This window comes from Nonomuraea sp. NPDC003804 (genome assembly GCF_040610675.1).
In the GTDB taxonomy this organism is placed as follows: domain Bacteria; phylum Actinomycetota; class Actinomycetes; order Streptosporangiales; family Streptosporangiaceae; genus Nonomuraea.
The window spans coordinates 131,858-146,261 of the sequence record NZ_JBEXMT010000021.1 but is presented as its reverse complement, the minus strand read 5'-3'; the positions used below and the strand labels follow the sequence as shown (position 1 = coordinate 146,261).

Sequence of the window (14,404 nt, the reverse complement as noted above, 5' to 3'; positions counted from 1 at the left end):
ACCCCACGACAGAGCTGCTGACGAAGCGGCGCGCGGTTGATTTCTGCCGCGTGACCACCGCGCTCTGTCGCGCTGCCTGAGGACGGTCTCGCGCGGACATCTGATCCGCCCCCTTCCGACCCTTCAGGAGCATCCCGCGATGCGTGCCGACCCTCGAGTGCTGCGTCTCGGCGCGGCTGTCACCACAATCGTCCTCGCTCTCGTCCTGCTGACGGGAAGCGGCTGGCTGCTGGCCGTCCAGGCGGTGGTGTTCGCGTTCGGTGTGGCCGGTCGCTCGCCGTACAAGATGCTCTTCAGGAGTTCTCCGTCGACGACGGAGGACGCCCGCCCGCCGCGGTTCGCGCAGGCGGTCGGCCTGACCTTCGCGGTCGCGGGGCTGGTCGGATTCGTCACCGGGATCACGCCGATCGCCCTCGGGGCGACGGCGGCGGCTCTCCTCGCCGCCTTCCTCAACGCAGCCTTCGGTCTCTGCCTCGGCTGCGAGATGTACCTGATGATTCGCCGTCTACTGCCCGCCGCCACAATGGAGGTTCACACATGAGCCGCTCCGCCGCCCTGGTGGATGCTGACTGGGTCGAGGCCAACCTCGACACCCCGGGTGTCGTGATCGTCGAGGTCGACGAGGACACCAGCGCCTACGACAAGGGCCACATCCGTAACGCCGTCAAGATCGACTGGAAGACCGACCTGCAGGACCCCGTCCGCCGCGACTTCGTCGACAAGGCCGGCTTCGAGGCGCTGCTGTCGGAGCGCGGCATCTCGAACGACGACCTCGTGGTGCTCTACGGGGGTAACAACAACTGGTTCGCGTCGTACGCGTACTGGTACTTCAAGCTCTACGGTCACTCCAACGTCAAGCTGCTGGACGGCGGCCGCAAGAAGTGGGAGCTGGACTCGCGCGAGCTGGTGACCGACGCTCCCCAGCGGGCGAAGACCGGCTACGTGGCGCAGGAGCAGGACGCGGCGATCCGCGCCTTCCGCGACGACGTGGTGGCGGCCATCGGCAAGCTCAACCTGGTCGACGTGCGCTCGCCCGACGAGTTCACCGGCAAGCTGCTGGCCCCGGCGCACCTTCCGCAGGAGCAGGCGCAGCGGGCGGGGCACGTGCCGACGGCGCGCAACATCCCGTGGTCGAAGGCGGCCAACGACGACGGCACGTTCAAGTCCGACGAGGAGTTGAAGAACCTCTACGCGGGCGCGGGTGTCGACTTCGGCAAGGACACCATCGCCTACTGCCGGATCGGGGAGCGTTCGGCGCACACGTGGTTCGTGCTGCACGAGATCCTCGACCAGGCCAACGTGAAGAACTACGACGGTTCGTGGACCGAGTACGGCTCGCTCGTGGGCGTGCCGATCGAGCTGGGGGAGGCCCGCTAATGACTGTTTCGACTCAGGGATGCGGCGCTCCGGAGCAGACCATCGCGCTGCCGGCCGGGATCGACCTGTCGACCCAGGCCGTCATCCAGGGCGTGGTGACCGGCGCCGGCACCGCCTACGCGCGACTGCTCGACCAATCGGGCGAGTTCACCGGCGAGGTCGTGGTGTCCGACGAGGGCGTCTTCCGCTTCTTCGCCGCTCCGGGTGACTGGACCGTCCGCATCATCGCCGGTGGCGGCATCACCCGCGACGTGGCCGTCCAGGCCAAGCTCGGCGAGGTCGCCCAGCTCGCCGTCGCGGTCTGACCGATCCGACACAGCAGAAGGGGTCGCGTCCCACGGGACGCGGCCCCTTCTCGTCTTCCCGCAACGGACTCGGGCGCGTCGGTGTTATAGAGGACGTGAACCAACTCGACTGCCTGGACCCGGTCAGGAAGGCGCTGGTCGACGACCTCGACGGAGGCTTCGCCGAGCTGTACGAGACCTACCGGGGTCTGGTGTTCTCCACGGCCCTGCGGCTGAGCGGACGCTGGGCCGACGCCGAGGACCTGACCGCGGAGGCGTTCCTCCGCGCGTACCGGGCGGTGGCGGGCTACGATCGCGCGCGCATCGCAGCGCTGCAGCCGCGTCCGTGGCTGATGACGATCCTCATGAACGTGTGGCGCAACTGCGTCCGCTCCAGGGTTCGCCAGCCGCCGCCCGACCTGCTGGAGGAGCCCGTGGACACGGCGGACACCGGCGAGGACGTGGAGGCGGCGGCAGAGCGGCGGGAGACCGGCGGCGAGCTCGCCGACCTGCTGCGCCGGCTGCCGGAGGACCAGCGGGCCGCGGTGGTGCTCAGGCATGTGGTGGATCTGCCCGTCAGCGAGGTGGCCACGGTGCTCGGCCTCCCGCAGGGCACCGTCAAGTCGCACGTGTCGCGGGGGCTCAAGCGTCTGAGGGAGATGGCCAGATGAACCAGGATCCGTTGCTCGCCGGGCTCGCCGCACTGTCCACCGACGCGCCCGCCGGGCTGCTCGACCGGATCGCCGCCCGCTGGGTGCGCGTGTCCAGCCCGCTCGGCGAGGTGTCGGTCGCCAGCACCGACCACGGAATCGCCTTCCTGCGCCGGCACGAGGACCCCGACGACGGGGACGGCTTCGCCGCGGAGTTCAGGGCCCGCTTCGGCAGGCCGCTGCTGCCGGGCGACCGCCCGCCCGCCGGCCTGCTGCCCGCCCTGCGCACGGGGAAGGCCGCGGGGGTCCGGCTCGACCTGCGGGAGCTGAGCGACTTCCAGCGGGCCGTGCTGACCACCGCCCAGCGCATCCCGCGAGGGGAGGTGCGGCCCTACGGGTGGATCGCCCGCCAGATCGGCAGTCCGGGCGCCGTGCGCGCGGTCGGCACCGCGCTCGCCCGCAACCCGGTGCCGCTGCTGGTGCCGTGCCATCGGGTGATCAGGTCGGACGGCGTGACCGGCGACTACGTCTTCGGCGGCGCCGCCAAGGAGCGGCTGCTGCGGGAGGAGGGCGTCGACCTCGACGGGCTGCGCACGCTGGCCGGGGAGAACGTCTTCTACCTGGCCAGCGACACCACGGGCATCGTGTGCTTCCCCACCTGCCACAACGCCCGGCGCATCACGCCGCGGCACCGGCACGGCTTCCGTAGCGTGGCGCAGGCGGAGGCGGAGGGCTACCGCGCGTGCCGGACCTGCCGGCCGGGGGTGGCGGCGTGAACGCGTTCACGGAGTGGCGGCGCGCGCACGTGCGCGGCGCGGCGGCGCCGGCGGGAGGCGGCGGCGCGCAGGCGGAGCTGACCGCGGTGTTGCGGCTGGTGGGCCAGCAGCATCCGCTGCTGGTCAACGTGGGCCACGGACGTTCGGCGGCCTGCGCGGACCGGGCACGCGCGTTCGTGGCGGCGTGGGAGGCGGTGGGCGGGCACATCGGGGCGGTGGTCTCGTGGCCTGAGGAGGCGGCGTCGTGGCTGCGTCCGGCCTGCCGGCTGGTGGCGGGCCATCCCGACCTGTGGGTGGTGGCCGACGAGCCGGAGGGCTGGAAGGGCATGGGCAGGCGGCTGGTGGCGACGGGCGTGTGGCGGCCGAGCAGGACCATCGCCTTCGCGGGGCTGGCCGTACCCGATCTGCCCGGCGTGGCGGGGCCGGAGGCCACGGAGGGGCTGCGCGGCGCCCGCGCCGACGGAGGTCTCTGGCTGGTGCGCGACGGTCAGCTGGTGGCCGGTTAGCCGAGTGGCGGGTCCGCGGTGGTCAGCCGGTAGGGCGGTGGCCGAGTGGCGGTCAGCCGGTGGCCGGGTAGCGGATGAGCAGGGAGGCGTGGACCGGCTCGGTGCCCACGGCCGCGTAGCCGTGCGGGACGTCGGACCGCCAGCTCAGGTAGCCGCCGGGGCCCGCCACCAGCGGCGCGTCCAGGGGGCCCGCGCTGAGCGTGCCGGAGAAGACGGTGATGTGCTCGCTCACGCCTTCGTGGTGGGCGGGTGAGGTCTGGGTGGCGCCCGGCGGCACCCGCATCCGGTACAGCTCGTAGGTCACGCCCGCGTCGTCGAACACCTGCAGCAACGTGGCCTCGACCGCCGTGCCGCGCACCTGGACCGGGGCGGCGGGGGCGTCGTCGAGGACGGCCGCGATGGGCACGCCGAGCTGGGCCGTGACGGCCCACAGCGTGTCGAGGGTGGGATTGCGGACGCCCGTCTCCAGGCCGGACAGCGTGGCCTTGCCCACGCCGGCCCTTCTGGCCAGCTCCGACAGCGAGATCCCGCGCTCCTGCCGGAGCCGCCGCACCTTCCTGCCGACCTCGCGCGGGTCGCCGCTCACGGCTGTCATGAGGCCATCTTGCCCGACCCTGTAGGGTTCCGTATATGGAACGGACGCAACCCCTCGTCGCCGGAGTGGTGACCGCGCTGGTCGGCTTCGCCAGCTCCTTCACCGTCGTCCTCGCCGGATTACGCGCCGTCGGAGCCGACGAACGGCAGGCCGCCTCAGGGCTGATGGCCCTGTGCGTCGCCGTCGGCGTCGTGTCGATCGCGCTGGGCCTGCGGCACCGGATGCCCATCACCATCGCGTGGTCCACTCCCGGCGCCGCGCTCCTGCTGACCGCGGGCGGGTCGTTCGCCGAGGCCGTGGGCGCGTTCGTCGTCTGCGGGCTGCTCGTCATGGCGGCGGGGCTGGTGCCGTGGCTGGGTCGCGCCATCGCGGCGATCCCCGGTCCGATCGCCGCCGCCATGCTCGCGGGGGTGCTGCTCAAGCTGTGCCTCGCGCCGGTGCAGGCCATGCTCGACGTGCCGTACCTCGCCGGGCCGGTGATCCTGGTCTGGGCGCTGCTCTATCGCTTCGCCCGCACCTGGGCGGTGCCGGGGGCGCTGGCCGCCGCGGCGGCGGTCATCGCGGTCACCAACCCTCCCGGACGGCTCAGCCTGGTGCCCGTGGTCGAGTTCACCGCGCCCGTCTTCAGCGTCTCGGCGGTGGCGGGCATCGGCGTGCCGCTGTTCCTGGTCACGATGGCCGCCCAGAACATCCCCGGCATGGCCGTCCTTTCCGGGTACGGCTACCGCCCGCCGCTGCGCGGCGTGCTGCTGGCGACGGGGGCGGCCTCGGCGCTCGGCGCGCCCTTCGGCGGGCACGCCGTCAACCTGGCCGCCATCACCGCCGCGCTGGCCGCCTCGCCCGAGGCGGCGCCCGACCCCGCCCGCCGGTGGATCGCCTCGGTCACCGCCGGCGCCTCCATGATCGGCCTCGGCCTGCTGTCCAGCGCGGCCGCCGCCCTGGTCCTGCTGTCACCGCCCGTCCTGGTGACCGCGGTGGCCGGGCTCGCCCTGTTCGGCGCGCTCGGCTCCGCGCTCTCCTCCGCCTTCACCGAGGCCCACGGCAGGGAGGGCGCGGTCGTCACCTTCGCGGTCACCGCTTCGGGCGTGAGCTGGCTGGGTGTCGGCTCGGCCTTCTGGGGCCTGGTGGCGGGCGGGCTCATGCACCTGCTGCTGTTCCGGCGGCCTCAGGCCGCCAGCTTGCGCTCCACCCTGCCGACCGACTCCAGGTAGTCGGGGTCGGCGTGCATGGCCGCGGCCATGCGCAGGTGCGGCAGCGCCTCCTCGAGCCGGCTGGCGCGCTCCAGCGTCCTGCCGAGGAGGAAACGGGCGTAGTGGTCGCTGGGGTCGCGCTCCAGCAGCCCGTCGAGGGCCTGCTCCGCCCTGCGCAGCTGGGCGGAGTGGTAGTAGGCGCGGGCGGTCAGCAACTGCAGGCCGTGGTCGTCGCCGTGCTCGTCGAGCAGCGGCTCCAGCATCATGAGGGCGCCCAGGGGGTCTCGCATCCCCAGCAGGCGCTCGGCGAAGCGGTAGCGCTCGATCTCGTTCATGGTGTGATTGAACACTCAACTACATGCATCGCATTCCCGGTGTTAACCCTGTGACGCTACGATTCACCAGATGTCAGGATCGTCTGGTGTGGCGGCACCACCCCGACCTGCGCCCACGCCGGCCCAGCGGATGCCGTCGCCGTTCTCGCTGCCCCTGCACGCGCTTCGCCTCGCGGGCAGGTGCGCGCTGCCCTTGATCATGTGGTTCTCGGTGGGGGAGGCCGCCCGGTTCGGCCTGCTCTACCTCGGCACCGAGATCTCCCACGGCGACTACCGCCAGGCCCGCCTGGTCGCGACCATCGCGGTGATGACGCTCGTCGTCATGCTGGCCATGGTGACGACCGCGGGCATGCTGTACAGCCTGCGCGGGGCGCTGTGGGAGACGGCGGCGCGCGGCGACGAGCCCGAGCGGTTCTTCGCCGCACTCGACCGCATCGCCCCGGCCTTCGCCGCCATCTACCTGACGTGGAACTTCGTCCGGCGCGACGCCCTCGACTTCAGCGGCCTCGACTGGCTGCACAACCTCGACGACAACTTCTATGACCCGATCTTGACCGCGACGGCCGAGGGCAAGAAGGCCGAGACCACCGCCGGGACCGGTCTCATCGATCTCGACTGGCGCGTCTCGCTGGGCGCCATGGTCGTGGCGATGGGCCTGCGCTGGTTCTTCAACCGCATGGTGGAGCGGGGCGAGGGCAGGTCCGCGGGCGTGGCGTCGGCCATGTCGGAGTTCGCGCTGTTCTTCTTCGGCCTGAACGCGACGCTGACCCTCGCGGCGTTGCGCTCCGACTGGGTGGGACACCGACAGGTCGTCGCGGAGTCCGGCGAGCTCTGGAAGCAGGCCAAGGAGAACGTGCCCGGCTGGGAGGCCTTCTGGGGCACGGTCGGCGAGATCACGCCCTACCTGGTCGACGCCCTCATCGTGCCGCTCACCTGGCTCACCCTCGCGATCCTCGTCTTCGGCGCCTTCAGCGAGGACACCCGCTCGGCGGTGCGCGGCATCCGCCGTCTCGAAACGGGCGTCGACCGGCTGGAGCAGTCCCACGACATGACCCAGCAGTCGTTCAACCGCGTGACCGGCAGCTTCATGGAGCGCTGGGTCCCGCTGGTCAACACCTTCCGGCTGGTCATCAAGGGCGGCGCCGCGCTGTTCGGCCTCATGTGCGTGCTGTACGTGGCGCTGCGCCTGGGCGCCGACTACGCGGACAGGGGCGTGCGCACGCTCATCGGTTCGGAGACACCGTACTGGTGGCTCGTCATCAGCGAACCGATCGAGTTCGTGAAGGATCTGCTGGTGACCACGCTGACGATGTGCCTGCTGGCCGCGACGTTCGACATCGCGGCCACCAGGGCCAGGCTCAGCGGTCAGGCCGTCAACGTCTGAACCGCAGGACGTCGCGGTTGTCGTCCTCGGTCGGCTTCATGAGGTCCTCGACCGGCGTGTCCGACCGGTAGGAGCTGGGGCGCAGCTCCAGCTCCACCTCCTTGGCCACGGCGGACGGCACGACGGCGACCTTGGTGGTCACGTAGCTCTCACCCACGACGTGGTCCGCCGGTGTCCTGTCGGGCGGCAGGTCTTCCAGCTGCCACGCGCGGCCCGCGCGGTCCTTGAGCAGCACGTCCGGCTTCCCCGTCAGCTGCGCGCCGTCCTTGTCGACGGCCGTCCTGGTGACGGCGATCCTGAGCCACTGCTTGTCCGGCGTGTTGTGCCTGCTGCCGGCGGGTGCCGCCATCGTGTCGTAGTCCACCTTCCACCTGACGTGCTCGAAGGTGATCTCCTGCCCGGCCGCGACCGGGTGCACCTGGTCGTCGGGCTGGCCGTTCTTGAAGAACAGGTAGCGGTCGACGGTCGGGGCGCCGATGGCCACGGCGAGCGCGACGACCGCGCCCACGCCCTGCAACAGTAGGCGGGGGCGCCTGGGCGGCTGTGCCTCTCCCGTGCCGGTGGCCGCCGGGTCCGCCGGTGGGTCCGACGGAGGGCCCGCCGGGGAAGCGCCGCGCTGGGCGGGCGGCTGGGGCTGCCGATGCGGCACCGGGCCGGCGCTCGGCACGGCGGGCAGCGGCTGCGTCGAGCTTCCCGCGGGCTCGCGGGTCGGCGGAACCGGCGGCCACACCTGGTGATCGGGGTGGACGGGCCGGTGCTGCTGGGGTTGGGGGTACTGCTGCGGCCGCGCCTGCCGACGCCGGGGCCGTGATAGCGGCTGGGGCTGCGGGGGCTGGGGCTGCTGCGGCTGGGGTTGCTGACCGGGTTGGGGCTGCTGGGGTTGCTGCCGCCCCGAGGCGGGGGAGAACCAGTCGGTCATCGCTTGTCCCCCAGCGGGTAGACGTCCTTGGGCGCGGTGAAGAGCCGCTGGGCCGCCGCGTCGTCCAGACCGAGGTCCACCTCGGCCTCCGGCAGGTGCGGCTCGCCGTAGAGGCCGCCGTCCGGAATGGAGAACACCACCCTGGCGCCGGGCAGGGCCGCAGCGGGCACCTCGAAGACGAAGACGCCGGGCGTCCACCAGCCGGGCTGGATCCACGGGTAGGCCAGCGACTTGGTCTTCTCGATCCGGTCGGTGGCCGTGAAGCGCTTGTCCTCGGCCGTGAGCAGCTCGGCGGGGTTGAGGTGCAGCGGCTCCTTCGGCGCCGTGGCGGCCGCCTGCACGACGAGGAAGACCTGGTCCTTGCCTGCCCCGATCTTCTTCTCGCCCACCTCGATCGCGCGGGCGGAGGAGACGGCCTCGACCCTGGCCGAGAAGCGGCCGGCGTCGACGTCGTCCTTGACGGCGCCGGTGTAGGTGAGGGGGGCGCCGAGGTCCTCGAAGGTCGGCATGAGGGTCTGCAGTCCGATCGCACCTCCCGCCAGCGCGAGCCCGACGACGGCGTTGAGGACCTTGGAGCCGCCGCCCCGGCGGGCGGCGCGGCGCGACTGGCGCGCCGGCACGGAGCTGTGCTGGTCGACGGCGGTCATGAGCCCTCCGGTCGCACGGGGAGCGTGATCCGGCCCAGGACGACGGGCACCTGCTTGTCGCCCTTCTCCTCTGTCTCCGGCATCCAGCCGTAGACAGGTGTGTACTCGCCTGTCGCGTAGTGCCGTGTGCCGACGTCGAGCGTGATCTTGTCGGGCACCTTCGTGCCCGGCTCCAGCTCGTAGCGGACCAGCACCTTCGTCGGGACTCCCGGCTGGAGCTGCTCGCTCGGCCCGCTCTGGGTGGGCACGAGCGTGATGACGCCGTACTTCGGCTTGATCTCCGGTGTGATCTTCAGCAGCGTCGACGTGAAGGACGACCCCGCGAGGGCGGTCTCGTCGCCTTCGTTGGTCACCGTCGCCTCCACTTCGAGGAAGCGCTTGGGGTCCTCGAAGGAGACGTCGGGCTGGACGACGGTGACCCTGCTCTCCATGAACCTGGTCTTGAACTGGCCCTGGTCGATGTCGGTGGCCGGCTTGAGGGCGGGGGGGTTGGGGTCGGGAGCCTCGTTCAGCCCGCCGAGAAGGGCGGTGATGCCCAGTCCGGTGGCCAGGACCAACCCCACCGCGGGCACCAGGATCGGGCGTCGTGGCCGGTCGTCCTCGGGGGAGGGTTCCGTCATGGGCAACGATGGTAATAGGTCACGCTTGCACCATCCGCCGCAATACTCCCATCTGCTGGTTGAATTGCCGGGAACCGTGCCGGAACCGGCGGCCGAACTCGTAGGCTGGGGCACTACTAACGAGATAGGGCGGCCGGAGGGTCACGTGGCGGACGTGCATCCCGAGCAGGCGCAGTTGCAGGCGGATCGCATCTACCTGGGCTGGCAGTACATGCTGCTGCACCCAGACCCGGGAGAGCCGCCCAAGCGTCCCTCGCCCGCCGAGGAGCCGCCGCGGGAGTCCACGCCCGACCCCGAGCTCGTACGCAGGGAACGGATGCAGGAGGACCTGCTCAACCGGCCCGTGAAGATCTTCCGGACGTTCATGGCCGTGCTGGCCGTCGTCATCCTGGTCGCGGCCTTCGCGGGGGCGCTGGGCTGGTCGTTCGCGATCATCGGGCTGGTGGCGACCGGCGGCGTCGCGGGCATCTGCAGCTACGCCGTCCTCCAGGGCGACCGGGCGGTCCGCTACCGGGTGCGCGAGCGGCAGGCCAGGGACGACCGGCTCCGGCAGGAACGTGACAAGGAGCTGTTCAGGGCCCAGGAGGAGCACGCCGAGCGCTACCGCGACTGGCAGGAGCTGAAGGACCGCTACGACAGGCAGCTGACCTGGTACGGCGTCGCCGTACCCGACGAGATCGACCGCGTCGACGTGGCGGGCGGCACGCTGCCCGGCTGGTCGGCGCTGGTGACGCTGCTGGGCGCGACGCGCCTCTACAGCGGCGGGCATCTGACTGTGCTCGACCTGTCCGAGGGGGCGATCGCCAAGGACCTGATCGAGCTGGCCCGCAGGGGCGGCGACGACCCGCTGGTGTGGGTGCTGCCCGTCGACCTGCCCAAGCTCGACCTGGGGGCGACGCTCAAACCCGAGGCGTTCGCCGACGTGCTGGCCCACGTGGTGAGCGTCAGCGAGGAGCACCGCACGACGCGCGACCTCAGCTTCGACAACGCGATCCTCGAGCGGGTGCTCGACGTGCTCGGCGAGCACGCCACGATCGCCCAGGTGACGGCCGCGCTGCGGGCGCTGGCCCAGGTGGGCGACCCGCGCGACGACCTCAAGTACGGGCTGATCACCGCCGAGCAGCTGGAGCGCATCGGCACGATGTTCGGGCGTGGGGTCAGCGACAGGGTCGTCATCGAGCGGGCGTGGGCGCTGGAGTCGCAGCTGCGCAAGCTCGAGACCCTCGGCACCGAGGCGGTACGGCTCCCGCCGGCCCGCCTGCGGGTGGTGAGCATGGACCGGCAGGCGGGGGTGTTCGGCAACCGCGTGTTAGGCACCTACGTGGCCACCGCGCTCACCCACATCCTGCGCCAGTCGCCCGCCTCCGACCGCCCCTGGTACCACACGATCATCGTCGCGGGCGCCGACAAGCTGCGCGGCGACGTGCTCGACCGCCTCATGGACGCCTGCGAGACGTCGCGGACCGGGCTGGTGCTGACCTACCGGTCGTTGACGCCGACCGTGCGGGAGCGGCTGGGCCGAGGGCACGCGGCCGTGGCGTTCATGCGCCTGGGCAACGCCGAGGACGCCCGGGTGGCCAGCGAGCACGTCGGCACCGAGCACCGCCTGGAGCTGGCCCAGCTCACCGAGACGATCAGCGCGTCGGTGGCCGGTCTCGACGGCGCCCGCTACACCTCCACGATCGACCAGGTGGAGGAGGGGGTCGAGGAGCGGGGCGAGAGCCGTACGGATCTGAAGGAGGACATCACCGAGTCCACCGAGTGGGGCAGGACCGCCGACAAGATCGGCGAGACCGAGCGCGTCCTGCAGCGCTCGCGCGAGTTCCTCGTCGAACCGCACCAGCTGCAGCAGCTGCCCACCACGTCCGTGATCGTCACCGACGCCACCGCCGACGGCCGCCGCGTACGGCTGGCCGACGCGAACCCGGCCATCCTCACCTTCCCCAGGACGACGCTCGCCGAGCTCGAGGAGGCCCGTGACGCGGTGCTCGACATGGGCGAGACCGCCACGCCCGACGAGCCGCCGCCCAACCTGGGCCCGCCGCCGCCACGCCTCGACTGGCGGAAGAAGGGGTAAGGGGATGGTCAAGTGCCGGGTGACGTCTTGATCATCGGCGGACTTTCTCAAGGGAAACGTGTGCCGTAGACCCTCCTCCTTCTCTGTCGTCCCAAGGAACCCGCAACGGTTCCACGCGCACGTTTCTCAGCCCAGGAGGTAACGACGTGCTGAGTGGTCCGTGGTATCGCATCCAGTCCATCGCCGCACCCGCCCGGGTCTCCTCGGCGGAGTCCGACTTCGTCGCCGTGCTGCCCGCCGTGCTCTCGGCCGCGCAGCAGGACCGGCCCTTCGTGATCGGCTGGGTGTCGCGCGGCGGCGGTGCCCCCCTCGAACTGGTCACCAACGCGGGCCCGCTGTCGCCGCGCGCCTCCGTCGAGCCGCTGCTGTTCCCCGGAGGGGCGCGCGGTAAGCGCCTGGCCGAGGACTACCTGGCCGATCTCGGCGACCTGGTGTGGGTGCCGTGCCCTGGACGGCAGGCGCCGCCGCTGCACAACCGGCGGGAGGCAGGCCCCGCCGAGCCGACGCTGTTCGAGTCGACGCTGGTCACGCTGATGGCCAGGCCGTTCGCCTGGCTGGTGGTCGCCGAGCCGACCGGCCTGCTCGACACCGAGGTCGCGCACCTGCGTACCCAGCTCAACGTGCTCAGGCAGTACGGCGAGGCCTCCGAGCGCTCCAGGTTCGACGTGGAGCGGGCCGAGCGCCGCATGCAGGAGCTCGACGCCTTCCGCGAGGCGGGGTTGTGGAACGTCAGGGTGCTGGCCGGCGCGGCCACCCCCGACGACCTGCGGCAGATCGCCCCCGTGCTGGTCGGCTCGGTGGAGCTGGGCCACCACCCCTACCGGCTGCGCAGCGCCCTGCCCGCCGCCTGCGCGCTGCGGGAGGCGCTCGCGGCGACCACGCAGGACGCCGGCGACGGCGCGGCCGTGCCGTTCGCGGCGACGGCGGGGACGCTGGCGGCGCTCGCCGGGCTGCCCAGGCGCGAGGTGCCCGGCGTGCGCGTACTGGACGCCGGGTACTTCGACGTGACCTCCGAGGCCACCGGGGAGCTCGACCTGGGCGCCGTCCTCGACGGGCAGGACCGGGCGGTGGGCTCGTTCGGGGTGCCGCTCGCCACGCTCAACCGGCACGCGTTCGTCACCGGCGCGACGGGCTCGGGCAAGTCGCAGACCGTGCGGCACCTGCTCGAACGGCTGAGCGCGGTGAAGATCCCCTGGCTGGCCATCGAACCGGCCAAGTCCGAGTACGCCGCCATGGCCGGACGTGTGGCCGAGCCCGTCACGGTGATCAACCCGTCGGCTCCCGACGCCGTGCCGTTCAGCGTCAACCCGCTCGAACCCGAGCCGGGCTACCCGGTGCAGGCGCACATCGACATGGTCAGGGCCCTGTTCATGGCCGCCTTCGACGCCGAGGAGCCGTTCCCGCAGATCATGTCCATGGCCCTGCAGCGCGTCTACGAGGCCAACGGCTGGGACGTCGTCACCGGCGGCGCGGTGCCGGGCTCGAAGGTGCCGCCCTCGGTCCCGACGCTCGAACAGCTCCAGCAGCACGCCATGGACGTCATCCAGGAGATCGGCTACGGGCGGGAGGTCCAGGCCGACGTCGAGGGTTTCATCTCGCTGCGGCTGCGCTCGCTGCGGGTGGGCTCGGCCGGGCGCTTCTTCGAGGGCGGGCATCCCGCCGACATCGGCGGGCTCCTGCGGAGCAACGTCGTGCTCGCCATCGAGGACGTGGCCAACGACGAGGACAAGGCGTTCCTCATGGGCACGCTGATCATCAGGATCGTCGAGCACCTGCGCATGCGGGCCCGGCGCGAGAAGGCCGGCGGTCTCCGGCACGTGATCGTGATCGAGGAGGCGCACCGGTTGCTGCGCGACCGGGGCACGGGGCGGGCCGCCACCCACGCGGTGGAGCTGCTGGCGGGCATGCTCGCCGAGATCAGGGCCTACGGCTCCGGGCTGGTCGTGGCCGAGCAGATCCCCACCAAGCTCATCCCCGACGTGGTCAAGAACACCGCGCTGAAGGTCGTCCACCGGCTGCCCGCCGCCGACGACCGGGCCCTGGTCGGGGCGGCGATGAACCTCGACGACGAGCAGTCGCGCCAGGTCGTCTCCCTGCGGCCGGGCGTCGCCGCCGTCTTCGCCGACGGCATGGACCGGCCGCTGCGCATCCAGGTGCCGCTGGGCGAGGACAGGGAGCACACCGTCGCGGGGCCGCCGCCGCCCATCAGGGGCCGCAGGTCGGCGGCGTGCGGGGCGCAGTGCCGTACCGGTCAGGCGTGCACGCTGGTCGAGCTGCGGGAGGCCGACCTGCTGGCGGACGCGCCCGAATGGGCGTGGCTGCGCCTGTGGAGCGACACCGTCGTGCTCGCCTACGTCACCAACCGGCCGCTGCCGGGGGTGCCGCGCCACCTGGCGGCGGCGTGGAACGAGCTGCCCGCCAGGCGCAGGGAGTGCCTGCTGGCGACGCTGGTCGAGCGGTCCGTCACCCGGCGGGCCTGGTCGCTGCGCAGCTGGTTCGACCCCGCGCTGCTGACCGAGAAGGCGGCCGAGAGCGCCGGCCGGCTGCTCGGCGCCGTCGAGCCGGGAGGGGAGCGGCCCGGACCCTCGTGGGTCATCCCGCAGGTGCGGTGGCTGCACGAGGTCGACCGGCTCTTCCCGTACGGCAGGCCCGCGCCCGACCTGCGCACCCCCGCGCCGCCGATGGAGTACGCGCTGCTCGGCGGCCCTTCGGCGGGCGAGCTGCTCGGGCATCGGGCCAAGGCGCTGCGGCACCATCCGCTGTCGATGGAGATGGACCACAACAGGGCGCTGGCCTGGCGGGTCATCCTGGGCGACGACGAGAACGCGGGGCTGCAGCGGGACATCGGCACGGTCGCGGTCGGGGTGGAGCCGGCGGCGCGGCTCAGGCACGTGGGGCAGACGATGGGCGCGGGGTGGCTGGAGGGTGTGCTGTCCTGGCCGCGCCGCTTCGTGCTGCCCTTCGACGGCGAAGGGCCCGCGGAGATCGCCTTCCCCGTGCAGCCGCCCGCCTGACGTCTCCCCGTGCAGCCGCCCGCCTGACGC

General features: G+C 72.2%; 15 protein-coding genes. 10 read left to right on the top strand and 5 right to left on the bottom strand.

All coding sequences use genetic code 11. The features are described from left to right. Positions 1-139 precede the first annotated feature (139 nt). From ABZX22_RS27585 to ABZX22_RS27560, 6 genes are all read left to right on the top strand, one after another. Positions 140-541 (top strand): DUF4395 domain-containing protein, encoded by a 402-nt coding sequence (locus ABZX22_RS27585; RefSeq protein WP_354914118.1) that lies wholly within the window; start codon positions 140-142, stop codon positions 539-541. Next, positions 538-1,377 (top strand): sulfurtransferase, encoded by an 840-nt coding sequence (locus tag ABZX22_RS27580; protein ID WP_354914116.1) that lies wholly within the window; start codon positions 538-540, stop codon positions 1,375-1,377. Before ABZX22_RS27585 ends, ABZX22_RS27580 begins: the two co-directional genes overlap by 4 nt. After that, positions 1,377-1,682: a DUF1416 domain-containing protein gene (locus tag ABZX22_RS27575; protein ID WP_354914114.1), complete on the top strand. Its 306-nt coding sequence runs from the start codon at positions 1,377-1,379 to the stop codon at positions 1,680-1,682. Before ABZX22_RS27580 ends, ABZX22_RS27575 begins: the two co-directional genes overlap by 1 nt. Before the next feature lie 95 nt (positions 1,683-1,777). After that, positions 1,778-2,332 (top strand): sigma-70 family RNA polymerase sigma factor, encoded by a 555-nt coding sequence (locus tag ABZX22_RS27570; protein WP_354914112.1) that lies wholly within the window; start codon positions 1,778-1,780, stop codon positions 2,330-2,332. Further along, positions 2,329-3,087 (top strand): methylated-DNA--[protein]-cysteine S-methyltransferase, encoded by a 759-nt coding sequence (locus ABZX22_RS27565; protein ID WP_354914111.1) that lies wholly within the window; start codon positions 2,329-2,331, stop codon positions 3,085-3,087. Before ABZX22_RS27570 ends, ABZX22_RS27565 begins: the two co-directional genes overlap by 4 nt. Continuing rightward, complete coding sequence (locus tag ABZX22_RS27560) at positions 3,084-3,593, top strand: hypothetical protein (protein WP_354914109.1); 510 nt, start codon at positions 3,084-3,086, stop codon at positions 3,591-3,593. The genes ABZX22_RS27565 and ABZX22_RS27560 overlap by 4 nt, the downstream gene beginning before the upstream one ends. A gap of 52 nt (positions 3,594-3,645) precedes the next feature. Here ABZX22_RS27560 and ABZX22_RS27555 read toward each other — a convergent pair whose 3' ends face one another. After that, on the bottom strand, positions 3,646-4,188 hold the full coding sequence (locus ABZX22_RS27555) for an XRE family transcriptional regulator (RefSeq protein ID WP_354914107.1): 543 nt from the start codon (positions 4,186-4,188) through the stop codon (positions 3,646-3,648). 35 nt (positions 4,189-4,223) lie between these two features. On the opposite strand from ABZX22_RS27555, the gene ABZX22_RS27550 reads away from it, so the two are divergent. Further along, positions 4,224-5,399, top strand: coding sequence for a benzoate/H(+) symporter BenE family transporter (locus tag ABZX22_RS27550; protein WP_354914105.1), 1,176 nt, complete (start codon positions 4,224-4,226; stop codon positions 5,397-5,399). On the opposite strand, the gene ABZX22_RS27545 is transcribed toward ABZX22_RS27550, so the two are convergent. Next, positions 5,354-5,713 carry a tetratricopeptide repeat protein gene (locus ABZX22_RS27545; protein WP_354914104.1) on the bottom strand — a complete coding sequence of 120 codons (360 nt, stop codon included), beginning with the start codon at positions 5,711-5,713 and terminating at the stop codon, positions 5,354-5,356. The genes ABZX22_RS27550 and ABZX22_RS27545 overlap by 46 nt on opposite strands. Positions 5,714-5,783: 70 nt before the next feature. On the opposite strand from ABZX22_RS27545, the gene ABZX22_RS27540 reads away from it, so the two are divergent. Further along, complete coding sequence (locus ABZX22_RS27540; RefSeq protein WP_354914102.1) at positions 5,784-7,097, top strand: hypothetical protein; 1,314 nt, start codon at positions 5,784-5,786, stop codon at positions 7,095-7,097. On the opposite strand, the gene ABZX22_RS27535 is transcribed toward ABZX22_RS27540, so the two are convergent. The 3 genes from ABZX22_RS27535 to ABZX22_RS27525 form a co-directional block, all read right to left on the bottom strand. Further along, the gene (locus ABZX22_RS27535) at positions 7,087-7,605 is read right to left on the bottom strand and encodes a hypothetical protein (RefSeq protein ID WP_354914101.1); all 519 of its coding nucleotides are present in this window, start codon (positions 7,603-7,605) and stop codon (positions 7,087-7,089) included. The two genes, ABZX22_RS27540 and ABZX22_RS27535, sit on opposite strands and share 11 nt — an antisense overlap. 407 nt (positions 7,606-8,012) lie before the next feature. Next, entirely contained in the window at positions 8,013-8,663 is a 651-nt protein-coding gene (locus ABZX22_RS27530; protein ID WP_354914099.1) for a hypothetical protein, read from the bottom strand. Beyond that, on the bottom strand, positions 8,660-9,283 hold the full coding sequence (locus ABZX22_RS27525; protein ID WP_354914098.1) for a hypothetical protein: 624 nt from the start codon (positions 9,281-9,283) through the stop codon (positions 8,660-8,662). The genes ABZX22_RS27530 and ABZX22_RS27525 overlap by 4 nt, the downstream gene beginning before the upstream one ends. A gap of 145 nt (positions 9,284-9,428) precedes the next feature. Between ABZX22_RS27525 and ABZX22_RS27520 the strand changes: the two genes are divergently transcribed. Both ABZX22_RS27520 and ABZX22_RS27515 read left to right on the top strand, forming a co-directional pair. Further along, positions 9,429-11,360: a hypothetical protein gene (locus ABZX22_RS27520; RefSeq protein ID WP_354914096.1), complete on the top strand. Its 1,932-nt coding sequence runs from the start codon at positions 9,429-9,431 to the stop codon at positions 11,358-11,360. A 146-nt stretch (positions 11,361-11,506) separates the two neighbouring features. Next, a complete protein-coding gene (locus tag ABZX22_RS27515) occupies positions 11,507-14,374 on the top strand; it encodes an ATP-binding protein (protein WP_354914094.1) in 2,868 nt (955 codons plus the stop codon). Positions 14,375-14,404 lie beyond the last annotated feature (30 nt).

Coding starts and splice junctions, on each gene's coding strand:
- ABZX22_RS27585 (WP_354914118.1), top strand. CDS start 140: ATGCGTGCCGACCCTCGAGTGCTGCGTCTCGGCGCGGCTGTCACCACA.
- ABZX22_RS27580 (WP_354914116.1), top strand. CDS start 538: ATGAGCCGCTCCGCCGCCCTGGTGGATGCTGACTGGGTCGAGGCCAAC.
- ABZX22_RS27575 (WP_354914114.1), top strand. CDS start 1,377: ATGACTGTTTCGACTCAGGGATGCGGCGCTCCGGAGCAGACCATCGCG.
- ABZX22_RS27565 (WP_354914111.1), top strand. CDS start 2,329: ATGAACCAGGATCCGTTGCTCGCCGGGCTCGCCGCACTGTCCACCGAC.
- ABZX22_RS27555 (WP_354914107.1), bottom strand. CDS start 4,188: ATGACAGCCGTGAGCGGCGACCCGCGCGAGGTCGGCAGGAAGGTGCGG.
- ABZX22_RS27550 (WP_354914105.1), top strand. CDS start 4,224: ATGGAACGGACGCAACCCCTCGTCGCCGGAGTGGTGACCGCGCTGGTC.
- ABZX22_RS27545 (WP_354914104.1), bottom strand. CDS start 5,713: ATGAACGAGATCGAGCGCTACCGCTTCGCCGAGCGCCTGCTGGGGATG.
- ABZX22_RS27540 (WP_354914102.1), top strand. CDS start 5,784: ATGTCAGGATCGTCTGGTGTGGCGGCACCACCCCGACCTGCGCCCACG.
- ABZX22_RS27530 (WP_354914099.1), bottom strand. CDS start 8,663: ATGACCGCCGTCGACCAGCACAGCTCCGTGCCGGCGCGCCAGTCGCGC.
- ABZX22_RS27525 (WP_354914098.1), bottom strand. CDS start 9,283: ATGACGGAACCCTCCCCCGAGGACGACCGGCCACGACGCCCGATCCTG.